Source organism: Pectobacterium fontis, from assembly GCF_000803215.1.
Taxonomy (GTDB): domain Bacteria; phylum Pseudomonadota; class Gammaproteobacteria; order Enterobacterales; family Enterobacteriaceae; genus Pectobacterium; species Pectobacterium fontis.
In genome coordinates, this window is sequence record NZ_JSXC01000040.1 from 51,964 (window position 1) to 74,933 (window position 22,970).

Below are 22,970 nucleotides of genomic sequence, written 5' to 3' on the forward strand. Positions count from 1 at the left end.
CAGTATTTAGGAATACCGGATGGAATTAATCAAAGAACTGTTAAACGCACTCTGGCATCAGGATTTCGATATTTTAGCCGACCCGAAGCTGGTGTGGACCATCTACATCTTGCTGTTTATGATTATCTTTCTGGAGAATGGCCTACTCCCCGCCGCATTCCTGCCCGGCGATAGCCTGCTCATTTTAGTTGGCGTTCTCGTTGCCAAAGGGACAATGAATTACCCTTTTACGATATTTCTACTTACAACGGCCGCCAGCCTGGGCTGTTGGGCCAGCTATGTACAGGGGAAATGGCTTGGCAATACGGGAGTGGTTCAGGGATGGTTATCACATTTACCCGCACATTATCATCAACGCGCCCACCAGCTTTTCCATCGTCACGGTCTCTCTGCGCTCTTAATTGGCCGCTTTCTGGCTTTTGTAAGAACGCTGTTACCCACCATCGCAGGCTTATCGGGTCTGAATAACGCACGCTTTCAGTTCTTTAACTGGATGAGCGGATTCCTGTGGGTGTTTATTCTGGTTACGCTAGGCTTTGCCTTAGGAAAAACGAGCCTCTTTATGAAGTATGAAGACGAGCTGATGTTCTTCCTGATGATGCTACCACTGGCGCTGCTATTTATCGGCCTGTTTGGATCACTTTTTGTTCTTTGGCGCAAAAAACGCGACACGAACGCTAATAGTGCAGAAAAAGGGAGCTAACTGTGTCAATTCGCTGGTTATTCCCTAGATTATCCGCCAGGAAAGTCGGCCGTATACTGCTATTGCTTGCTCTGCCGATTATTGTATTGACGCAATCCCAATCGCCACGCCGTTCTCAAGACGATGCAATGCTACACATCAAGCCTTATGAGGGTGCCGTATTGCCAGATGGCTTTTACGTGTATCAGCGTCTTAATGAAAAAGGGATCGCGATCAAAAGCATTACACCGGAACAAGATAGCCTGATCGTGCGTCTTGCCTCGCCGGAACAAAGTATTGCCGCCCGAGAGGTCCTACGTTTATCTCTGCCAAAAGTCACGGTTACGGCGCAGCAGGCGACCAATTCGATACCTTTTTGGCAACAGAAGCTGACACAGAAACAATCCAAACTGGGGTGACGACGATGAAGCGCATAAGCATGGTAGCCAGAATCGTATCAATCGCTTAGAAAAGACACTAGACGGCGTGAAAACCCATCGTCATACATTACCCATACACCACACGAGGGAATTGGTTATTTTATACTCAAAAGTAAATCGCTAAAATTTACAGTGAGTTATCAGAATTGTCCGTAACCGTTTTGGGCAGCATAAATTTTAACTTCAGCTATAGTTAACATTCAGGTTTATAACATGAAGGGTTATTAATATGGCTAAAGATCAAAATTCTGAATATCTGCGCGCTGAATTAAAATCGCTGGCAGACACGCTGGAAGAAGTATTAAGTACCTCCACGGATAAATCGAAAGCGGAACTGGACAAACTGCGCAATAAAGCGGAAAGCGCATTGAAAGAAACCCGCAATCGCCTGAGCGATACCGGCGAACGCATTGCCTCCCATACCAAAGAAGCGGTTGAATCGGCGGATGACTATGTACGCAAAAATCCGTGGACCGGTGTCGGCATTGGCGCGGCAGTGGGTGTCGTGCTGGGTGTCCTGCTGTCTCGTCGCTAACTTAGCGGATTGCTATGACGGATAAATCACAACAAGGCCCCGCAAGCGGGGTCATGGCTTCTGCTCAGCGCATCATCTCCATTATTGTCAGCATGGTGGAAAGCCGGGTTCGACTAGCCGTAATTGAATTAGAGGAAGAGAAAGCCAACCTGATTCAGTTGCTGATTATGGTCGGTCTGACGCTGCTTTTTGCTACTTTTGGCATTATGAGCCTGATTGCACTGATCATCTGGGGCATCGATCCGCAATATCGTCTCTTTGCATTGGGGTGTATTACCGCCACCTTGCTTGGGTTGGCACTGATAGGCGGGATATGGACACTCTTGAAGGTACGTCGTTCCACCTTGCTCAAAGCGACGCGTAAAGAACTGGCGACAGACCGATCGTTGCTGGAGGAAGATCCGAAATGAGCCAGCGTCAGCAGCGAGACAGAGAAAAGGCCCAGCTACTGCGGCGGATACAGCAGCAGCGGCTGGACTTATCGGCCGGTAAAAAGCACTGGCTGGCGACCACCGCCCGTTACGATCGGGGCTGGCAAAACCTGATGCAGTGGCGTAAATACTGGATCGTAGGCTCCAGTCTTGTGGCGCTTTATGGCGTGCGCCATCCCAGCCGCATGATTCGCTGGGGACGCCGCCTCGTCGGATTGTGGGGAACATTCCGGCTCGTCCGTAAAACGTTTGACCAACGTTCGTAGCCCTTGTCATTGTCTCGGTGACCTGTCCTTCCTATACAACATTTTCATTTGACGCTTGGCTAACGCGCTCATGTCATGACAGCGCGTTCTTGCTTGTATCACTAAACATCAATTTTTCTGAAATAAAACAACAATTATACTCGCTAGCAGCGCAAATCATCTCTCTATACTATCTATTCATAACCTGATGGTGGGCCACGTTTTTGGATAACACCTGCAACAACAAACACAATAGGGCAACATAGCCCACAACAAAATTAATTGGAGAGATGATGAAAAATTTAGAAAGCACTGCACTGCTGGTTGCACGTATCTTAATGCCAATTCTGTTCATCGTTGCAGGCTACGGTAAGCTGGGTGATGCCTATGCGGGAACACAACAATACATGCACGCAATGGGCGTACCGACCTTCCTGCTGCCATTGACGATTCTGCTGGAACTGGGTGGTGGTCTGGCGGTGCTGTTCGGTCTGCTGACGCGTACCGTTGCTCTGTTCACCGCGGGCTTTACCCTGCTGACCGCACTGATTTTCCACACTAACTTTGCAGAAGGTGCAAACCAACTGATGTTCATGAAGAACCTGACGATCGCTGGTGGCTACCTCCTGCTGGCGGTAACGGGCCCAGGCGCATTCAGTATTGATCGTCTGCTGGGCAAAAAGTGGTAAAACGGGTCTTTTCCAGCCTGTACTACACTTAATCTTCGCATCACGAATTAGACGGCAAGCAAACAAGGCTTGCCGTTGTTTTATTATTACTCACGAACGGGAGGATTTATGGGACAACTGGTTGACGGCGTATGGCACGATACCTGGTATGAAACCAAATCTACCGGCGGTCACTTTAAACGTTCAGAATCGGTATTCCGCAACTGGGTAACGCCCGATGGCGCGCCTGGTCTAACGGGAAAAGGCGGCTTTCCCGCTCAGTCTGGTCGTTATCATCTCTATGTCTCCCTCGCCTGTCCGTGGGCACATCGCACGCTGCTGATGCGACAATTGAAAGGGTTAGAAGATCACATCGCGGTGTCGGTGGTTCACCCGCTCATGCTCAATCACGGCTGGACGTTTGGGACCGATTTTGAGGGCGCCACGGGGGATTCACTCTATCAACATGAATTTCTCTATCAGCTCTACCTGCATGCCAAACCAGACTACAGCGGGCGTGTGACCGTCCCCGTCCTGTGGGACACCGAGCAGCACACCATCGTCAGCAACGAATCCGCCGATATTATCCGTATGTTGAACAGCGCATTTGATGACGTGGGCGCAACAGCGGGTGACTATTATCCGACAGCGCTGCGCGCGCAGATTGACGAACTGAACGGCTGGATTTACGACAAGGTTAACAACGGTGTTTACAAAGCCGGTTTCGCCACAAGCCAGTCGGCCTATGATGAAGCGGCCACAGCCGTATTTGCCGCATTATCCGACCTGGAAACCATTCTGGCAAAACAGCGCTATCTGAGCGGTGAGCAATTAACAGAAGCTGACCTGCGGCTGTGGACGACGCTGATCCGTTTCGACCCTGTCTACCACACCCATTTTAAATGCGATAAATATCGTCTGAGCGACTATCCGAATCTGTTCGGTTTTCTGCGTGAGATTTATCAGATGCCCGGTATCGCCGATACTGTCGATATCGCACATATTCGTCACCACTACTACCGTAGCCACGGCACGATTAATCCGCACGGCGTGATTTCGCTAGGCCCAGAGCAAGACCTGAACCAGCCTCATCAGCGTGATAAGCCGTTTGTCAGTTTATACTGAGTCATGAAGTAGGTAGGCAAGGTGTGGTTCCACACCTTGCCGCAGAAAAGTGTGGAACTTACGGTTGGTTCAGCAGTTTTGGAATTTCACGCAGGAACCAGGATTTTGCCTCGCCCATACTGTCTCGCCGCCACGCCATAATAATCTGGCTTTCCATCTGATGCTCTGGCCCAATCACCAATAAACGCCCTTCGGCAATGTCTTGCGCCACCATGGGATAAGGCATCGTCGCGACACCTAACCCAGCCAACAGCGCACGCCGCTTATCATCCAGCGAACTCACCGTCAGACGCTGCTGCTTGTCCAGCAGTTGCACAGTCAGCACCGGACGTTCACGCGCGGTATCCGCCACCGCAATCCCACGATATTTTACCCGTGTCGCATCTGACAGCGGCTCAGGCTCCTGGTGAATGGGGTGCTCTGGGCTGGCGACATAAACATTATTCATTGTGTACAGCTTGCGGGTATTCATTTCGGACGAGGCGCGAAAATGCATATCTGGCGCAATCACGATATCAGCACGCCCTTGTTCAAGACGCTCCCACGCCCCCGCAAGCACTTCGGTCAGAATCGACACCTGTGTATTGGCTTTGAGCGCCAGTTTATCGATTAATGGAAAAAGCCGCTGAGTCGGAATCAACGCTTCCGTCACAATCGTCAGGTGCGTTTCCCAGCCGCGTGCTAACGCTTCAGCATCCGTGGTGAGTTTATCCGCAGCCTCCAGTAGAATACGCCCGCGTTCTAGCAGCATGCGTCCGACATTCGTGAATTTAGTACGATGACCGGAACGATCGAACAACACCACATCTAACTCTTCTTCCAGTTTCTGCATGGTATAGCTCAGTGCCGAAGGCACTCTACCCAGCTCATCTGCTGCCGCAGCAAAGCTGCCACGACGATCGATCGCATCCATCACCCTCAAGGCTTCCAGCGTCAATGCTCGTTCTTTCGCCATCTTTGTACTCATTCAGGAATTTTGAACATACCCACCAGATTAACTAGCTAACAATCCAACGTCCACACAATTACTATCCGTTTAATAAATAATTATCTGGGGGGATAAAAATTATGATCACACGAAGAGCAGCGGAGCAATGCGGTCAGGCCGACTATGGCTGGTTACAGGCTCGCTATACCTTCTCTTTTGGTCACTATTTTGACCCACAGTTGCTGGGCTATGCTTCTCTGCGCGTGCTCAATCAGGAAGTATTGGCACCGGGTGCCTCATTCCAGCCGCGAACCTACCCACGGGTAGATATTCTGAACATTATTCTTCAGGGTGAAGCAGAATACCGCGACAGCAACGGTTGCCACATTCAGGCCAAAACCGGGGATGTTCTGCTGCTCGCAACTCAACCAAACATTAGCTATAGCGAACATAATACCAACGCCAGTCAGCCACTCACACGTCTGCAATTATGGCTGAATGCCTGCCAGACCCGAGAGAACAGCCCGTTGCAGCGCATGGCACTGGATGCATCAAACCACACACTGCTTGCCTCGCCGGAAGGCGAACACAGTAGCTTGCAATTACGTCAGCAGGTGTGGATCCATCATGTCGATCTCCAGCAAAATGAGCAGCGCACAATCGCATTACAGGGAAATCAGGCATACCTCCAACTGATCCACGGTTCAATGGCGGTCAAAGGCAGCCAGAACAGTGAAAGATTACACTGCGGCGACGGTGCCTTTATTAAGGAAGAGACAGCGTTGACGCTACAGGCAGAATCTCCTTTGCGGGCGCTGCTTATCGATCTGGTCATATAGTTCTTCTATCCGTTGTCTTCGCAGGAAAACGCCACTGACTCGGCGTTTTTACTCAGCCGTGGTAAGCTATCCATCTTGTTCCTCAATGCGTCAGGGTGATATGACAATGGATTCAACCAAACAGGACAAACTTCTTGCCCAGGCTGAACAGATTTGTCAGCAACGCGCTGTGCGTTTAACGCCACAGCGGTTAGAGGTGTTACGCCTTATGGCACAGCAGTCCGGTGCTATCAGCGCTTATGACCTGCTGGACCTGCTGCGACTCTCCGAGCCTCAGGCCAAACCGCCGACCGTTTATCGGGCGCTGGATTTCTTGCTGGAACAAGGCTTTATTCATCGAGTCGAATCAAACAACAGCTATGTGCTGTGTCACCACATCGAAGACCACAGCCATACGTCAGCCCTTTTCATCTGCGACCGCTGCGGGCAAGTCACAGAACGTCAAACCGAAGGGGTGGAAGAAACGTTGCGCAGCCTGGCACAACAGTCGGGATTTACGCTGCGTCACAGCGTCGTGGAAGCACACGGGTTGTGTGGCGGCTGTCAGGAAGTGGCGTCATGCAAACAGCCAGATCATTGCGGTCACGACCATACCGTTCCCATTAAGAAGCGATAGCCTGAAGGCTATCGTTCCTCATCAGTGCAGCAGCATTACATTCGCTACCAGCGAACGTAGAAAGCGCGGATGAGGTGCAACGCAATATACGTCGACCAGATTCACACACTAAACGATGAGCGTACTAACTCATTAAGATATTTGGCCATTAACACACAACGTGATGCACTGGCCCGGCAAAGACGGACAGTACATCTCTGTTAACCGTTAGCTCCAGTCGCTGTTACGAATGACACCAACCGCCAAACCTTCTATCGAAAAGCTTTGCTGACGCAGGTCGACAACGATAGGGGCAAACTCTTCATTCTCAGCAAGAAGATGCACCGTATTGCCCTGTTTTTTCAAGCGCTTCACCGTAACTTCATCTTCAATACGCGCGACGACAATCTGCCCATTGCGCACATCTTCCGTTTTATGTACGGCGAGTAAATCACCATCCATAATACCGATGTTTTTCATCGACATGCCGCTAACACGCAGCAAAAAATCCGCGCTGGGTTTGAACATCGCAGGGTCAACCTGATAGTGACATTCGATATGTTCCTGTGCCAGCAGAGGCTCACCTGCGGCCACGCGACCAACCAGAGGAATACCCGATTCTTCTTCCATCAGTAGACGAATACCGCGAGAAGCACCTGATACAATTTCAATCACGCCTTTACGCGCCAGCGCTTTCAGATGTTCTTCGGCGGCATTGGGAGAACGAAACCCTAGCTGTTGAGCAATTTCCGCGCGCGTTGGCGGCATTCCGGTCTGCGTAATATGATCGCGGATCAGGTCATAAACCTGCTGCTGCCTTGCTGTTAATACTTTCATTCCGCCCCCTGGTTGTTTATACAGTCTTGCTGTGAGTATATACAGGTACGGCACAATTGGGAATCGGGATATAGGCAAAGTCCCTGACTTTTACTCATTTTTGCGTACCGTCAGGCAAAATGTTGCCAGAGGATGCTGCCCCATACGACAGCGGCTAACAAAATGGCCACAAAGACCGCCGCCGACCCGATATCTTTCGCCCGGCCGGATAATTCATGATGCTCGGGGCCAATGCGATCGACGACCGCTTCAATGGCGCTGTTAGCCAGCTCAAATAGCATAATCAATACCACAGCCCCGATGAGAAGCAGTTTTTCAACCAGCGTTACCGGCAGTAAACAAGCGATAACCACGCCGACCATCGCGAGTATCGTTTCCTGACGAAACGCCGCCTCATGTCGCCACGCCTGCCTCAGCCCCTTCAAAGAATAACCAGTCGCCTTAATAATCCGGGTTATCCCCGTTGCTTTATTCATTTATTCTCCACGATTCATACTCTAAATAATTCGAGTTTCAGGCAGGCGGCAAGAGAGGGAATCCCGATGAGCTTACTTGAGTAAGTGATTCGGGTGAGTGAACGCTGCCAACGCACATGCAACTTGAAGTATGACGAGTATATGCAAAATAGTTCGCATTTTAACGCGCCCGTGTTGTCTCATCACCACAGATCTCCGGCGCAGTTTCTGGTATCCTTGCCGCGCGTTGCTAACAAGAGGCTCCAAGTTGTTATGTCAGGTTGGCGTAAAATTTACTATAAATTATTGAATCTCCCGCTGAAATTGCTGGTGAAAAGCAAAGTTATTCCCGCAGATCCGGTGGTCGAGTTGGGGTTAGATCCCTCACGTCCTATACTCTATGTTCTGCCTTATAATTCTCAGGCAGATCTCTTGACGTTACGGGCGAAATGCCTGGCGTTGGGCTTACCCGACCCCTCGCAATCGTTCGAATTTAATGGCGTCGAACTCCCCAGCCATGTCTTTATTCATGACGGGCCACGCGTCTTCCGCTATTACGTTCCCAAGCAGAAATCCGTCAAGCTGTTCCACGACTATCTGGATTTGCATCGCGCTAATCCCGATTTAGACGTGCAGATGGTGCCGGTTTCCGTGATGTTTGGGCGTTCTCCGGGTCGGGAAAAACACGCTCAGGCCACACCGCACCTGCGATTGCTCAATGGCATTCAAAAGTTCTTCGCCGTCCTGTGGCTAGGCCGCGACAGCTTTGTTCGCTTCTCCAGCCCGGTATCGTTGCGCTATATGGCAACCGAACATGGCACTGACACAACCATAGCCCACAAACTGGCGCGTGTCGCGCGTATGCATTTCTCCCGCCAACGCCTGGCGGCAGTTGGACCGCGCTTGCCAGTGCGTCAGGAGCTATTTAATAAGCTGCTGGATTCCAAAGCGATCAAGAAAGCCGTAGACGACGAGGCGCGTAGTAAGAAGATTTCTCATGAGAAAGCGCAGCAAAACGCGATTGTGCTGATGGAAGAAATCGCCGCCGACTTCTCCTATGAGGCCGTACGTCTGTCCGATCGCGTATTAAGCTGGACGTGGAACCGCCTTTATCAGGGGATCAACGTCCATAACGCCGAACGCGTGCGCCAGTTGGCACAGGATGGTCACGGCATCGTCTATGTGCCCTGCCACCGTAGTCATATGGATTATCTGTTGCTGTCCTATGTCCTGTATCATCAAGGGTTAGTCCCGCCGCACATCGCCGCGGGCATTAACCTTAATTTCTGGCCAGCGGGACCGATCTTCCGCCGTCTTGGCGCGTTCTTTATTCGCCGTACCTTCAAAGGCAACAAACTCTATTCCACGATTTTCCGCGAATATCTGGGCGAGCTGTTTGCTCGTGGCTATTCGGTTGAATATTTCATGGAAGGTGGACGTTCACGTACAGGGCGACTGTTGGATCCCAAAACCGGTACGCTGGCCATGACCATTCAGGCGATGCTCAGAGGCGGTACACGCCCTATCACGCTGGTTCCGATTTATGTCGGCTACGAGCATGTGATGGAAGTCGGCACCTATGCGAAAGAGCTACGCGGTGCGGTGAAGGAGAAAGAAGGCTTTATGCAGATGGTGCGCGGCTTGCGTAAGCTGCGTAATTTAGGCCAGGGTTATGTGAATTTCGGTGAACCACTCCCGCTGACAACCTATCTGAACCAACACGTTCCGCAATGGCGTGAGGCGATTGACCCTATCGAAGCACAGCGCCCAAGCTGGTTAACGCCGACGGTGCAAGATATCGCTATGGATATCATGGTGCGCATCAATAATTCTGCGGCAGCCAACGCGATGAATCTGTGCTCCACGGCCTTGTTGGCATCGCGCCAGCGCTCACTGACGCGTGAACAAATGCAAGAACAGTTGGATTGCTATCTGCAACTGCTGCGTCAGGCTCCTTACCACAAAGATATCACGGTGCCTAAAAAGACAGCGAATGAACTGCTGGAACACGCGCTGGGCATGAACAAATTTGAAGTCGAGAAGGATAGCATTGGCGATATCATCATTCTGCCGCGTGAGCAGGCCGTTCTGATGACGTACTATCGCAATAACATCCAGCACCTGCTGGTTTTACCGTCACTGCTCGCCAGCATCGTCATCCATCATCGTCGGATTACGCTTGCTGAAGTTGTGCGGCAAATCACGCTGGTCTACCCGCTGCTGCAATCCGAACTGTTCCTACACTACGCCAAAGAACAATTGCCGGACGTGCTGGAAACGCTAGCGAACGAACTGATTCGACAACAACTACTGTGTTGTCGTGATGGTGAATTGGCTATCAATCCGCTACGCATCCGTACGCTGCAACTGCTATCGGCAGGCGTACGTGAAACGCTGCAACGCTATGCAATTACGCTGTCGTTACTGTGTGCGAACCCAGAAATCAACCGTGGTACGCTAGAAAAAGAAAGCCGGAACATGGCGCAGCGTCTGTCCGTCTTGCACGGCATCAATGCCCCAGAGTTCTTTGATAAAGCCGTGTTCTCCACGCTGGTCGCCACCTTACGGACAGAAGGGTATATCACCGACAGTGCGGAAGCGGCGCAAGGCGATATCGTGGCAATCTACAACATTCTCGGCGATCTGATCACCCCGGAAGTGAGGTTGACGATCGAAAGCGCCAGCTCATCCGCTGACATGGAAGCAGAGAATCAACCAGTGGAAGAAACGACGCAGGAGTAGCGGGAAAAGGCGGGGAGATACGCCGCCATCAATCCAGTGACTCACGATCACATTCAATCCATAAAAAAAGCAGCGAGAAATCGCTGCTTTTTTATATCTGATATTCAGCTCACAGGCCGAACAGCACGCCAATAAATATCGCCAAACCTGCGTATTTATTATTGTGGAACGCCTTAAAACAGGCCTCTCGCTCACGTCCGGCTGTCAATACTTGCTGATAGACAAACATCCCGGCAGCGATCAATAGCGAAATATAGTACGGCATTCCCAGCCCGGTGATATTTCCCAAAACCAACAGCAACACCAGCATACTAAACTGCAATATCCCAATGATAACATTATCAAAACGACCAAATAAGATTGCCGTAGATTTCACACCGATCTTCAGATCATCATCACGATCCACCATCGCATATTGCGTATCGTAAGCCACCGTCCAGCAAATATATGCCAGAAACATCATCCAGCAGGTGACAGGCAAGCTTTCACTCGTGGCAGCATAAGCCATGGGAATCGACCAGCCAAACGCCGCACCCAGAACAAACTGAGGAAGATGGCTTACCCGCTTCATAAATGGATAAACCCATGCCAGAACCAGCCCTGCAACGGACAGCCAGATCGTCATTTTGTTCAGCGTCAGCACCAGGCCAAACGCCAGCAAGACCAACACGACAAACAGAATTTTGGCAGATGTCTCACTCACCTCGCCGCTAGGCAGCGGGCGGGAAGCCGTGCGTTTTACATGCCCGTCAAAATGGCGATCGGCATAATCATTGATGACGCAACCCGCCGCACGCATCAGGAAAACGCCAGCAACAAACACAAACAACGTCCACGGTGCAGGCGCTCCCTCTCCCGCCAGCCACAGCGCCCAAAGCGTTGGCCACAGCAGTAACAGAGAACCTACCGGTTTATCAATCCGCATCAAGCGACAATAAGCCAGCCATTTCCCTGCTGTCACACTTCTTTCCAAGGATTTATCTCCTCAAATTACCTGCCAACCTTCATCACCGGGTGTGAAATACACCGGTGATTCGGGTAAGAAAAGCTCAGTCAACAATAGCGGATGACCCGAAAGACACAAGCGGGAACGTCGCGCCCATAGGCCCTCACAACATCCGGTATGAATGTAGTCACGCGTCAGCGATTTTTGCTCAAATAGATAACGGCCTAACGGCTGAGTCCCTATTTTTGTTAGGACTGAATCGGTGCCATCGAGCGTTTGTTGGGGAACAAGAGTGCGGCCAAAAAGCCAGGGGCGTTCGTCACCATACAACACGACTTCACGTAGCCAGTAACGCTCACTATATGGCAACTGTTCACACTCTTCGCCCAGTGCCTGTGCCGTAATGAACCCCTCACGACACAGTGTGACCTTCAGTTGGGCACAATATTTTTCAAGCCGCTGCGTCATCGAGCCTGCTTCCATCAGCCAGTCACCAATGTGTTCAGGCAATACCGAAGGGGGGTCAGTAAACCAGGATATGGTGCGCAGAAGCGTTGACGCATCGTCAGACATTTCCCTACTCCAGACAGGGTTGTATGTGGTAAACGGGTATTCGCCAATACAACATGCGTAAATCAATACAGCATGCGTAAATAAAATCACGCCCATTGTAGCGCAGAATGCTGCCCCGATAACACGCTATAACCCTATTCATCCACGAAGTGGCAACATATTAGCAATGAGGTGCATAAAAAAAGCACTACCCGGTATACAACCGGATAGTGCTCTTTGAAGGACAGAAAGACGCGCTTCTGTAACCTGACTCCCTATCGCCGGAAAACCGCTTCCGGCGACAGGAGCGCCACATTACATCATGCCGCCCATCCCACCCATGCCGCCCATACCACCAGCAGCACCTAAGTCAGGCGCATCGCTTTTCGGCAGGTCAGTTACCATACATTCGGTCGTGATCATCAGGCCCGCAACGGAAGCCGCGTATTGCAGCGCAGAACGGGTGACTTTGGTCGGATCCAAGATACCGAAGTCGATCATGTTGCCGTATTCTTCCGTTGCTGCGTTGTAACCGTAGTTACCTTCGCCCGCTTTAACGGTATTTGCCACGACAGATGGCTCTTCACCGGCGTTGGAAACGATCTGACGCAGTGGAGCTTCCATCGCGCGCAGCGCAACTTTGATACCCACGTTTTGGTCTTCGTTTTGAGCAGTCAGAGAAGCCAGTTTAGCCGCAACGCGAACCAGCGCCACGCCACCACCCGCAACCACGCCTTCTTCTACCGCAGCGCGAGTCGCAGCCAGGGCATCTTCAACGCGGGCTTTCTTCTCTTTCATTTCAACTTCAGTTGCTGCGCCCACTTTGATCACGGCTACGCCGCCAGCCAGTTTAGCCACACGCTCTTGCAGTTTTTCGCGGTCGTAATCAGACGTCGCTTCTTCAACCTGCTGACGAATCTGAGCAACACGGCCCTGAATCGCCGCTTCTTCACCTGTACCATCAATGATGGTGGTAGTGTCTTTGTTGATCACCACGCGTTTTGCCTGACCCAGATCTTCCAGCGTCGCTTTTTCCAGCTCCAGACCGATCTCTTCAGAGATAACCGTACCGCCAGTCAGCGTCGCGATATCTTGCAGCATTGCTTTACGACGGTCGCCGAAGCCCGGTGCTTTCACCGCCGCCACTTTCACGATACCGCGCATGGTGTTAACCACCAGCGTTGCCAATGCTTCGCCTTCAACGTCTTCAGCAACGATAACCAGCGGTTTGCCCGCTTTCGCTACCGCTTCCAGAACGGGCAGCATTTCGCGGATGTTGGAGATTTTTTTGTCAGCCAGCAGGATGAACGGGCTTTCCAGCTCTACCGCACCGGTTTCTGGCTTGTTGATGAAGTACGGAGACAGGTAGCCACGGTCGAACTGCATACCTTCAACCACGTCCAGCTCGTCTTGCAGACCCGTACCTTCTTCAACGGTGATAACGCCTTCTTTACCGACTTTGTCCATCGCTTCGGCAATCATTTTGCCCACGGTTTCGTCGGAGTTAGCGGAGATAGTACCAACCTGAGCAATGGCTTTAGAGTCGGAGCACGGTACAGACAGTGCTTTCAGCTCTTCAACTGCGGCGATAACGGCTTTATCGATACCGCGTTTCAGATCCATCGGGTTCATACCCGCAGCAACCGCTTTCAGGCCTTCAGTGATGATAGCCTGCGCCAATACGGTTGCGGTTGTGGTGCCGTCGCCTGCTGCGTCATTCGCTTTAGAGGCCACTTCTTTCACCATCTGCGCGCCCATGTTCTCAAACTTATCTTCCAGTTCGATTTCACGCGCAACAGATACGCCGTCTTTAGTAATGGTCGGTGCACCGAAGGATTTATCCAAAACTACGTTACGGCCTTTAGGGCCCAGGGTAACCTTCACTGCATCAGCCAGTACATTTACGCCGCGCAGCATTTTTACGCGCGCGTCATTACCGAATTTTACGTCTTTAGCTGCCATGATGTACTTCCCTTAAATTCGTTCAGTTCAGATGATTACGCGCAATTACGCTTCAACAATTGCCAGAATGTCGCTTTCAGACATGATCAACACTTCTTCGTTATCGATCTTCTCTGCTTTCACGCCATAGCCATCGTTGAAAATAACGATGTCGCCAACTTTCACATCCAGCGGCTTCACTTCGCCATTCTCCAGGATGCGTCCATGACCCACAGCCAGAACTTCACCACGGGTAGATTTACCCGCGGCAGAACCAGTCAGTACGATACCGCCAGCAGATTTTGACTCGACTTCTTTACGCTTGACGATCACGCGGTCATGCAATGGACGAATATTCATTGATAGCTCTCCTTTGAGAAAGTCCATATCGGTTTAGGATAAACGCCGACTATGTTTTGCATAATCGGCCTTGTGGTGTTCTAAGTGGGGGCGTTTCACCGCCCTTCAAGGGAAAAAATTCATTTTTTTTGCGTTAAGCGGCAACTTGTCGTTAGCAGCAAGTAAAAAATAAGGATTATCAGTATGATAATCCTTAGCTGCTTTTCAGACTGGCTTGAGGTTAGCGGTCATCCCGATCGTCTCTGTGTTCAATATTTCCACGTCCATCATCCTTACGCTGGTATTCACCCTCAAAGGTGCTACCGCCAGAAGACGACGCGCCGGAGCCAGTGCCAGAACGCCAGATATTCAGGTGAGGCATCAGTTTAAGCGTCAGGCTTTTCTGCACTGGTGGCAGCAATAGCAACAACCCCAGAAAATCAGTCAGGAAACCGGGAATCAGGAGCAAAAAGCCAGCCAGCGCCAATGAAACGCTTTTGACCATTTCAGCCGCCGGGCTTTCACCAGTCGCCATTTTCTGCTGCATTTGCACCAGCGTTTTCATCCCCTGATTGCGCACCAGCGAGACACCTAGGCAGGACGTGAAGATCACCAGTAGTAAGGTCATCGCAACGCCCAGTACCTCAGCCACTTGAATAAACAGCGATATCTCTATGTAAACTAAAATGAAAATAAATAATAACGGTAACCAGCGCACCCGGTTCTCCTGTGTTTTTACGCGAACTGTCGTTAAGTTAATAAAAACGTATTACGCCATCGCTATTAAAAATTCAGCGCGCCTTACTCTCAACGAAGTAGGTGACATACGCCCCTGCTCTGCGATCCGGCACATCGTGATTTACTCAAATGGGTGCGCCTCCGCACATTTTCAAGCCTCCATTACAGGAGCGTTAGTCTAAAATAGTGACGCGTGACTACAATCACAGTTCATTTATCGTAATCGTAAAGAACGTCAGTATAGTGATCTAAACACCTGTTTTTCGTTATCGTCGCGACATATCCTCACGGTAATGGATACTTGCTTGGTTAAACATACCAAGGCGATTGCCAAGACAAGACGGTTTATCCGAGCACATTGTTTTTCGAAACCGTTGCCTTTAGCAATAATTTCCTTTCGAAACAATTGGTTCCGGGCGGCATTCCAGTCCACAACGACGCGTTACATCACGCGTCGTACAACAGGATAGGCACTCTCATGTCAGAAAATATCCGTATTGAAGAAGACCTGTTAGGCACCCGAGAAGTTCCCGCAGACGCGTATTATGGCGTGCATACGCTGCGCGCCGTTGAAAATTTCTCTATCAGTAACAATAAAATCAGCGATATTCCCGAGTTTGTGCGCGGCATGGTCATGGTGAAAAAAGCCGCCGCGCTAGCGAACAAAGAACTGCAAACGATCCCGAAAAAAATCGCCGACGTCATCATTCGCGCCTGCGATGAAGTGTTGAATCACGGTAAATGTATGGATCAGTTCCCGGTTGATGTCTATCAAGGGGGCGCTGGGACGTCGGTCAATATGAATACCAACGAAGTATTAGCCAATATTGGTCTGGAACTCATGGGGCACCAGAAAGGCGAATACCAGTATTTGAACCCCAACGATCATCTGAATAAGTGTCAGTCCACCAATGATGCTTATCCCACCGGATTTCGTATCGCCGTTTACGCGGCCATACTAAAACTGACGGCGGCGATAGCAAAACTGAGCGGCGGCTTCGAGCATAAAGCCAAAGAGTTTGAAGACATTCTGAAGATGGGGCGAACCCAGTTGCAGGACGCCGTGCCGATGACACTTGGCCAGGAATTTCATGCATTTAATGTGCTATTGCAGGAAGAAATTAAAAACCTGCTGCGCACGGCGGAACTGCTGCTTGAGGTCAATCTGGGCGCGACGGCGATTGGCACACGCCTGAACACCCCGGACGGCTATCAGCAACTGGCGGTGCAGCGTCTGGCGGAAGTCAGCGGCCTGCCGTGCGTGCCAGCCGAAGACCTGATCGAAGCAACCTCAGACTGCGGTGCCTATGTGATGGTACACAGCTCGCTGAAGCGTCTGGCGGTGAAATTGTCGAAAATCTGTAATGACCTGCGTCTGCTCTCTTCCGGCCCCCGTGCGGGCCTGAATGAAATCAACCTGCCGGAGCTACAGGCGGGTTCTTCGATCATGCCCGCCAAGGTTAACCCAGTGGTGCCGGAAGTGGTCAATCAGGTGTGCTTTAAGGTCATCGGTAACGACACCTGCGTCACGATGGCGTCGGAGGCCGGGCAATTGCAGTTAAACGTGATGGAACCCGTCATCGGTCAGGCGATGTTTGAATCGACCCACATTCTGACCAACGCCTGCTACAACCTGCTGGAGAAATGCGTTAACGGTATCACCGCCAATAAGGACGTGTGCGAAGCCTATGTCTTCAATTCTATCGGTATTGTGACGTACCTGAACCCGTTTATCGGCCACCACAACGGCGATATCGTCGGCAGAATTTGTGCAGAAACGGGGAAAAGTGTGCGTGACGTCGTACTGGAGCGTGGTCTGCTGACCGAAGCCGAACTGGATGACATTTTTTCCATCCAGAACCTGATGCATCCGGCGTACAAAGCTAAACGCTACACCGATGAAAACGAGCTTCCCTAATATCGCCATCTAATTCCAACAGGCACGTCCGTTCACGAAGAACCGCGCGCCTGTATTTTTTGCCGCCTATAGCCATAAGAATAAGTTATGTACTCTAAATAATTCGAGTTGCGTGAAGGCGGCAACCGCACGAATCCCCAGGAGCTTACACAAGTAAGTGACTGGGGTGAGTAAGGGAAGCCAACGCACAAGCAGCTTGAAGTATGACGAGTAGATTGAATTTTTTATTAATTAAGGAGCATAGTCATGCTTGGTCTTGAGTTACTCATCGTTCTGCTCGCCATCTATTTGGGGGCTCGACTGGGAGGTATCGGCATTGGTTTTGCCGGTGGTCTGGGAGTGCTTGTTCTCACGCTGGGGTTTCAGATCAAGCCCGGCGTAATCCCTTTTGATGTCATTGAAATTATCATGGCCGTTATCGCCGCCATCGCCGCGATGCAGGTGGCGGGCGGAATGGATTATCTGGTTAGTCTGGCGGAGAAACTGCTGCGTAAACACCCGAAATACGTCACCTTTCTCGCGCCGCTGGTGACTTACTTTATGACGATTCTGGCTGGAACCGGGCACACCGCCTTCTCCACCCTGCCAGTGATTGCTGAAGTCGCCAAAGAGCAGGGCATTCGTCCTTCTCGCCCGCTCTCTATCGCCGTTGTCGCCTCGCAAATCGCCATTACCGCGTCGCCGATCTCGGCGGCAGTGGTGTTTGTTGCCGGTATTCTTGAGCCGCATGGTGTCAGCTATCTGTTGCTGTTAGGTATCTGTATTCCTACCACGCTGGCGGCGATCCTGTTAACGGCAATTGTGACCAACTTCCTGGGTAAAGAGCTGAAAGACGATCCGATTTATCAGGAACGTCTGAAAAAAGGCGAAACCACGCTGCGTGGGAATAGCCAGCATGAGATCCAACCGGGAGCCAAGTTGTCCGTAATGCTGTTTCTGATCGGTATCGTCGCTGTCGTGCTGTATGCCACCGCAATCAGCAGTACGGTTGGGCTGATTCAGAATCCCGTTCTGCCACGCAACGAAGCGATTGTGGTCTTTATGCTGACCATCGCCACACTGATTTGCCTCACCTGCAAAATCGACACCGCGCGCATCCTCTCCGCCAGCACGTTTAAGTCTGGTATGAGCGCCTGTATCTGCGTGATGGGCGTGGCCTGGCTGGGGGATACCTTTGTTAAGGCACACATTTCCGATATTCAGGACACCGCTGGCACCCTGCTGCAAAGCTATCCATGGATGCTAGCCGTCGTGCTGTTCTTTGCCGCCACGCTGCTTTACTCTCAGGCCGCGACGGCAAAAGCGCTGATGCCTGCTGCACTGCTGCTGGGCGTTTCACCCGTGACCGCCGTGGCCTCTTTTGCTGCCGTTTCCGCGCTGTTCGTGCTACCGACCTACCCTACTTTGCTGGCGGCAGTGGAGATGGACGACACTGGTTCGACCCGTATCGGCAAGTTTGTGTTTAACCACTCCTTCCTGATCCCCGGTGTCATCGCGATTACGCTGTCGGTAATCTTTGGCTTTATCCTCGGCAGTATCCTGATCTAAAAATTGGTTTCCCCAAACCTTGCGGATCGACCTGACACGTCGATCCGCAGCATTTCCTCACGTAAATAAAGCAAGGTATAGTGTGGCTCTGGTTGTCTGGGATTTTGTTTATCTGACACGGAGGAGAGGATGTCTGACCGCCCGCTTTGCGATGCTGTCATCATATTGTGTACCGCGCCTGACGACGCCTGTGCGCAACAGCTTGCCCATTCGCTGCTGGAAACCCGGCTTGCCGCCTGCGTCACCCTGCTGCCCGGCGCACGTTCGCTCTATTACTGGGAAGGCAAGATCGAACAGCAATCAGAAGTACAAATGCTGATAAAAAGCGATACCTCACATCAGCAAGCGCTGCTGACTCACCTGAAACAACAACACCCTTACGAGACACCGGAGCTGTTAGTTCTGCCGGTATCCGGGGGCGATAGCGATTATCTGACATGGCTCAACGCATCTTTACGCTGATTTTCCTGTTATGGACGGCTTTCGGCACACCCAGTGTGGCGGCCTCTCCTTTTAGTCAGACGCTGTTTGGCAGCAGTACGACGTCACGCTTTCTGCCAGTCGATGGCGCTTTCGCCTTTGAGTTTCAGCAGCAGGGCAACCAACTCAATCTGCGCTGGGACATCCATCCCGATTACTACCTGTATCGCGCGCAAATCAAGATTGAAGGAAACGGGGCTACGCTTGGCAAAGTGGAATTGCCACAGGGCGAAAGTCATCACGACGAGTTCTTCGGCCAGGTGTTTATTTTTCGTGACCGATTGGCGCTGACGGTTCCCATCGAACAGGCGGAAAGCAGCGCAACGGTCAAAGTCACCTATCAGGGCTGCGCCGATGCGGGTTTCTGCTATCCGCCGGAAACCCGTAGCGTGCCTCTCAGTCAGGTGCTGGCTAACGCAGGCACGGATGCACCGAATACGCTATCAGCTCAGAGCACGCCGATGCCGTTCTCGCCGTGGTGGGCGTTGTTAATTGGTATCGGTATCGCCTTTACCCCTTGCGTCCTGCCAATGTACCCGCTGATTGCCAGTCTGGTGCTGGGTAGAAAAGAACAACTGACGCTGCGCCGCACGCTGCTGCTGTCGATCACCTATGTTCAGGGCATGGCGCTGACCTACACGCTGCTTGGGTTGATTGTCGCCGCCGCCGGATTACGCTTTCAGGCGGCGCTCCAACATCCGTATATTCTGATTGGCCTGTCAGTCATGTTTGCTGCGCTAGCGCTGTCCATGTTTGGCCTGTATACGCTCCAGCTTCCGTCATCGGTACAGACCCGGCTCACAGAGTGGAGCAATCGCCAGCAAGGCGGCTCCGTCACCGGCGTGTTCTTCATGGGCGCACTGGCAGGGTTGATTTGTTCTCCCTGCACCACCGCGCCGCTCAGCGCCATCCTGCTTTATATCGCTCAAAGCGGCAACATGCTGGCAGGCGGTGGCACGCTTTATCTCTACGCGCTGGGCATGGGCTTGCCGCTCATTTTGGTCACGCTGTTTGGCAACAAGCTGCTGCCACGCAGCGGCCCGTGGATGCAGTACGTCAAGGAAGCATTTGGCTTCATTATTCTGGCGCTGCCCGTCTTCCTGCTGGAGCGCATTCTGGGGGAAACCTGGGGAATGCGCCTGTGGAGCGCGCTCGGCATCGCCTTCTTCGGCTGGGCGCTCATGCTGACGCTGCGCAGCAGTAAAGGCTGGATGCGCGGCGTACAGCTACTACTGCTGGCAGGCGTAGTGATCAGCGCTAAACCGCTGCAAGACTGGGTATTCCTCCCAACGAGCGTGGCGCAACCCCATACCTCAGCCTTGAACTTTGCCCCTGTCGCCAATATTGCCGACCTCAATAGCGCGCTGGCAAACAATCATCAACCTGTTATGCTCGATCTTTACGCAGACTGGTGTGTGGCCTGCAAAGAGTTTGAGAAATACACTTTCAGCGACCCGAAGGTGCAAAGCCATTTATCGCGCATCACGCTGCTACAGGCAGATGTCACCGCCAATCGCGAGGAACAAAACGCGCTGCTGAAAAAATTACAGGTTTTAGGGCTGCCGACCATCGTCTTTTTTGACGCGCAAGGGAAAGAGATCCCCGGCTCGCGCGTCACTGGTTTTATGAACGCTGCACAATTTCAGGCACATTTGCAGAAATTCAGCCCATAAACGACACTGTCTATTCGATTTTGTGCTTCTGGAGGAGACCGAATGCAACGGGAAGACGTTCTTGAACATGCGCTTACGCTACTGGAGCAGCACGGTTTTGCCATGACGACGCTGGATATGCTAGCAGAGAGACTGGGGGTTCCGGTAGCAGAACTGACGCCATTCTGGCCGGATCGGGAGGCACTGCTGTACGACGGCCTGCGCCACCATAGCCAACAGGTCGATACCTGGCGGCGTCAACTGCTATTGGACGACGACAAAACCATCGAGCAGAAGCTGCTGGCACGTTATCAGGTACTGCATGAGTCGGTAAACAAACAGCGTTATCCTGGTTGCTTGTTTATTGCGGCGTGCAGCTTCTTCCCTGATATCAATCACCCCATCCACCAGATTGCGGAACAGCAGAAACTGGCGTCTTACCAGTACACTCGTGATTTGTTAGAAGAGTTGGAAACCGACGATCCCGAGATGGTGGCGCAGCAGATGGAATTGATTCTGGAAGGCTGCCTGAGCAACCTGCTGGTCAAGCATCAGGCCGCCAGCATCGCTACCGCCCAGCGGCTGGCAGAAGATGTGTTACGCTTTGCGCTGTGCCGCAAAAACGGCGCACTCACCTGATTTCAGGCACAAAATGCGGTAAAGCCCGCATTTTGGCTGAAAAGTCGGCAGTCAGCAGGGTTTTCAGCGCTTTCGTTGATAAACCCGTTGACGCCACGCGGCCAATACGGTTTAATGCGCCCCGTTGCCCGGATAGCTCAGTCGGTAGAGCAGAGGATTGAAAATCCTCGTGTCCTTGGTTCGATTCCGAGTCCGGGCACCACTTTCACTTCTACGTACATCTCCCAAACTCCACAAAACTCAAGTATAATCACTGCCATACGTCATATTCGAACATTCCGAACTCCACTAACCTCAACTCAACTCTACCTTAATCAAGTTGCATCTGGGGGCTTATCGGGGGGCTCTTCGTGTTCAATGAAATTTGAGGCCCCCATATGGCACTGACAGCCCGGCAGGTCGAGACCGCAAAGCCTAAAGATAAAGACTATAAACTCTCTGACGAACGTGGCCTTTTTCTTCTCGTTACAGCTACTGGAAAACGTTACTGGCGTATGAAATACCGTATCGCCGGTAAAGAGAAAAAGTTATCTATCGGCGTTTATCCTGAAATTTCTTTAGCTGATGCGCGGGTAAAACGCGACGAAGCCAGGAAAGTCATTGCTGATGGCGGTGACCCGAGTGAGAAAAAACAGCTCGAAAAACTTGCCAAAAAGATATCCGTCGTTAATACCTTCAGGGCGCTAGCTATGGAGTGGCATAAGCACAAGTGTATTTCGTGGTCGGAAAGCTACGCTGAGAGCGTTATGGAAGCGTTGGATAAGGATATCTTCCCGTATGTGGGCAAACGTCCTGTCGCAGAGATCCTTCCTCTTGAGATGCTGGAGGTTTTACGTCTGATTGAAAAACGTGGTTCACTGGAGAAACTCCGTAAGGTCAGGCAGTACTGCAATCAGATTTTCCGATACGCCATCGCGACCGGGCGTGCAACGATAAACCCAGCCGCAGAATTAACCGGTACTCTGACTGCGCCAAAGACGGAGCACTTTCCTCACCTTCAGGCATCTGAATTACCCGCATTCCTTTCCCGTCTGGCTGATTACCACGGCAGTTGCATTACGCGTATGGCAACCAGTTTGCTGCTACTGACGGGGGTACGTACTATCGAACTACGCGCAGCAGAGTGGCAAGAGTTTGATCTGGAGAATGCGTTGTGGACAATCCCCGAGAGCCGAATGAAGAAACGCCGTAAACATCTGGTGCCTTTGTCAGGGCAAGCTCTGGCGATCATTCGGGAGTTACGGACTTACACCGGCCAGTATCAACTGGTCTTCCCCGGACGTTGCAATACCAACAAGCCAATGAGTGAAGCCAGCATTAACATGGTCATCAAACGTATCGGCTACGATGGTAAAGCGACCGGCCACGGCTTTCGGCACACCATGAGTACCATTCTGCATGAGCAGGGTTTTAATACTGCATGGATCGAGATGCAACTGGCTCACATGGATAAAAACAGTATCCGTGGAACGTATAACCATGCGCAGTATCTGGATGGCCGTCGGGAAATGATGCAGTGGTATGCAGATTATATTGACAGCCTTGCCAGTCATGCTAACTAAATCAACAGTACTGAAATAAACATCTGGACGTTTTTACGTCCAGATGTTTATTATCTGAATTTACATTTATTTCCTTATTATTTTTTGTTCCCGGCGAAGCAAGTATTTTTTATTTGTAGTGGTCAAGTCATAT

The 22,970-nt window shown here is 51.5% G+C and carries 24 protein-coding genes and 1 tRNA gene; 17 read left to right on the forward strand and 8 right to left on the reverse strand.

Annotation, left to right across the window (positions count from 1 at the left end; all coding sequences use genetic code 11):
* Positions 1-19 precede the first annotated feature (19 nt).
* The 7 genes from OI69_RS15075 (at position 20) to OI69_RS15105 (ending at position 4,126) form a co-directional block, all read left to right on the forward strand.
* Entirely contained in the window at positions 20-703 is a 684-nt protein-coding gene (locus OI69_RS15075) for a DedA family protein (protein WP_039352110.1), read from the forward strand.
* Positions 704-705: 2 nt separating this feature from the next.
* Complete coding sequence (gene mzrA / locus OI69_RS15080; RefSeq protein WP_039352113.1) at positions 706-1,101, forward strand: EnvZ/OmpR regulon moderator MzrA; 396 nt, start codon at positions 706-708, stop codon at positions 1,099-1,101.
* 250 nt (positions 1,102-1,351) lie between these two features.
* On the forward strand, positions 1,352-1,657 hold the full coding sequence (locus tag OI69_RS15085) for a DUF883 family protein (RefSeq protein ID WP_039352117.1): 306 nt from the start codon (positions 1,352-1,354) through the stop codon (positions 1,655-1,657).
* A 14-nt stretch (positions 1,658-1,671) separates the two neighbouring features.
* Positions 1,672-2,067, forward strand: coding sequence for a phage holin family protein (locus OI69_RS15090; protein WP_039352120.1), 396 nt, complete (start codon positions 1,672-1,674; stop codon positions 2,065-2,067).
* On the forward strand, positions 2,064-2,354 hold the full coding sequence (locus OI69_RS15095) for a YqjK-like family protein (protein ID WP_039352124.1): 291 nt from the start codon (positions 2,064-2,066) through the stop codon (positions 2,352-2,354). Before OI69_RS15090 ends, OI69_RS15095 begins: the two co-directional genes overlap by 4 nt.
* Positions 2,355-2,626: 272 nt before the next feature.
* The gene (locus OI69_RS15100; RefSeq protein WP_039352128.1) at positions 2,627-3,022 is read left to right on the forward strand and encodes a DoxX family protein; all 396 of its coding nucleotides are present in this window, start codon (positions 2,627-2,629) and stop codon (positions 3,020-3,022) included.
* A 108-nt stretch (positions 3,023-3,130) separates the two neighbouring features.
* Positions 3,131-4,126, forward strand: a complete 996-nt coding sequence (locus OI69_RS15105; RefSeq protein WP_039352131.1) for a glutathione S-transferase family protein — start codon at positions 3,131-3,133, stop codon at positions 4,124-4,126.
* Positions 4,127-4,184: 58 nt separating this feature from the next.
* Here the strand turns inward: OI69_RS15105 and OI69_RS15110 are convergent, their stop codons facing one another.
* A complete protein-coding gene (locus tag OI69_RS15110) occupies positions 4,185-5,081 on the reverse strand; it encodes a LysR family transcriptional regulator (protein WP_039352134.1) in 897 nt (298 codons plus the stop codon).
* Between the two features lie 113 nt (positions 5,082-5,194).
* Between OI69_RS15110 and OI69_RS15115 the strand changes: the two genes are divergently transcribed.
* Positions 5,195-5,893, forward strand: coding sequence for a pirin family protein (locus OI69_RS15115; protein ID WP_039352136.1), 699 nt, complete (start codon positions 5,195-5,197; stop codon positions 5,891-5,893).
* A gap of 106 nt (positions 5,894-5,999) precedes the next feature.
* Positions 6,000-6,509 carry a zinc uptake transcriptional repressor Zur gene (gene zur, locus OI69_RS15120; protein ID WP_039352139.1) on the forward strand — a complete coding sequence of 170 codons (510 nt, stop codon included), beginning with the start codon at positions 6,000-6,002 and terminating at the stop codon, positions 6,507-6,509.
* Positions 6,510-6,716: 207 nt separating this feature from the next.
* Here zur and lexA read toward each other — a convergent pair whose 3' ends face one another.
* Both lexA and OI69_RS15130 read right to left on the reverse strand, forming a co-directional pair.
* On the reverse strand, positions 6,717-7,325 hold the full coding sequence (gene lexA / locus OI69_RS15125) for a transcriptional repressor LexA (RefSeq protein WP_039352142.1): 609 nt from the start codon (positions 7,323-7,325) through the stop codon (positions 6,717-6,719).
* 110 nt (positions 7,326-7,435) lie between these two features.
* Positions 7,436-7,801, reverse strand: coding sequence for a diacylglycerol kinase (locus OI69_RS15130; RefSeq protein WP_039352145.1), 366 nt, complete (start codon positions 7,799-7,801; stop codon positions 7,436-7,438).
* Positions 7,802-8,053: 252 nt separating this feature from the next.
* Between OI69_RS15130 and plsB the strand changes: the two genes are divergently transcribed.
* Complete coding sequence (plsB, locus tag OI69_RS15135) at positions 8,054-10,522, forward strand: glycerol-3-phosphate 1-O-acyltransferase PlsB (RefSeq protein WP_039352148.1); 2,469 nt, start codon at positions 8,054-8,056, stop codon at positions 10,520-10,522.
* Positions 10,523-10,631: 109 nt separating this feature from the next.
* Here the strand turns inward: plsB and ubiA are convergent, their stop codons facing one another.
* From ubiA to OI69_RS15160, 5 genes are all read right to left on the reverse strand, one after another.
* A complete protein-coding gene (ubiA, locus tag OI69_RS15140; protein WP_039352151.1) occupies positions 10,632-11,495 on the reverse strand; it encodes a 4-hydroxybenzoate octaprenyltransferase in 864 nt (287 codons plus the stop codon).
* A 12-nt stretch (positions 11,496-11,507) separates the two neighbouring features.
* Positions 11,508-12,041 (reverse strand): chorismate lyase, encoded by a 534-nt coding sequence (gene ubiC / locus OI69_RS15145; RefSeq protein ID WP_039352154.1) that lies wholly within the window; start codon positions 12,039-12,041, stop codon positions 11,508-11,510.
* Positions 12,042-12,335: 294 nt separating this feature from the next.
* The gene (gene groL, locus OI69_RS15150) at positions 12,336-13,982 is read right to left on the reverse strand and encodes a chaperonin GroEL (protein ID WP_012773217.1); all 1,647 of its coding nucleotides are present in this window, start codon (positions 13,980-13,982) and stop codon (positions 12,336-12,338) included.
* Positions 13,983-14,027: 45 nt separating this feature from the next.
* Positions 14,028-14,321 (reverse strand): co-chaperone GroES, encoded by a 294-nt coding sequence (locus OI69_RS15155; protein ID WP_005971295.1) that lies wholly within the window; start codon positions 14,319-14,321, stop codon positions 14,028-14,030.
* Positions 14,322-14,541: 220 nt separating this feature from the next.
* The gene (locus OI69_RS15160; protein WP_039352157.1) at positions 14,542-15,018 is read right to left on the reverse strand and encodes an FxsA family protein; all 477 of its coding nucleotides are present in this window, start codon (positions 15,016-15,018) and stop codon (positions 14,542-14,544) included.
* Positions 15,019-15,516: 498 nt separating this feature from the next.
* Between OI69_RS15160 and aspA the strand changes: the two genes are divergently transcribed.
* The 7 genes from aspA (at position 15,517) to OI69_RS15195 (ending at position 22,837) form a co-directional block, all read left to right on the forward strand.
* Positions 15,517-16,956, forward strand: a complete 1,440-nt coding sequence (gene aspA, locus OI69_RS15165; RefSeq protein ID WP_039352160.1) for an aspartate ammonia-lyase — start codon at positions 15,517-15,519, stop codon at positions 16,954-16,956.
* Between the two features lie 246 nt (positions 16,957-17,202).
* The gene (locus OI69_RS15170) at positions 17,203-18,504 is read left to right on the forward strand and encodes an anaerobic C4-dicarboxylate transporter (protein WP_039352163.1); all 1,302 of its coding nucleotides are present in this window, start codon (positions 17,203-17,205) and stop codon (positions 18,502-18,504) included.
* 129 nt (positions 18,505-18,633) lie between these two features.
* Entirely contained in the window at positions 18,634-18,966 is a 333-nt protein-coding gene (gene cutA / locus OI69_RS15175; RefSeq protein ID WP_039352167.1) for a divalent cation tolerance protein CutA, read from the forward strand.
* On the forward strand, positions 18,942-20,657 hold the full coding sequence (locus OI69_RS15180; RefSeq protein WP_039352171.1) for a protein-disulfide reductase DsbD: 1,716 nt from the start codon (positions 18,942-18,944) through the stop codon (positions 20,655-20,657). Before cutA ends, OI69_RS15180 begins: the two co-directional genes overlap by 25 nt.
* A 42-nt stretch (positions 20,658-20,699) precedes the next feature.
* Positions 20,700-21,275: a transcriptional regulator gene (locus tag OI69_RS15185; protein ID WP_039352174.1), complete on the forward strand. Its 576-nt coding sequence runs from the start codon at positions 20,700-20,702 to the stop codon at positions 21,273-21,275.
* Positions 21,276-21,401: 126 nt separating this feature from the next.
* A tRNA-Phe gene (locus OI69_RS15190) sits at positions 21,402-21,477 on the forward strand.
* Between the two features lie 175 nt (positions 21,478-21,652).
* The gene (locus tag OI69_RS15195) at positions 21,653-22,837 is read left to right on the forward strand and encodes a tyrosine-type recombinase/integrase (RefSeq protein WP_039352177.1); all 1,185 of its coding nucleotides are present in this window, start codon (positions 21,653-21,655) and stop codon (positions 22,835-22,837) included.
* Positions 22,838-22,970 lie beyond the last annotated feature (133 nt).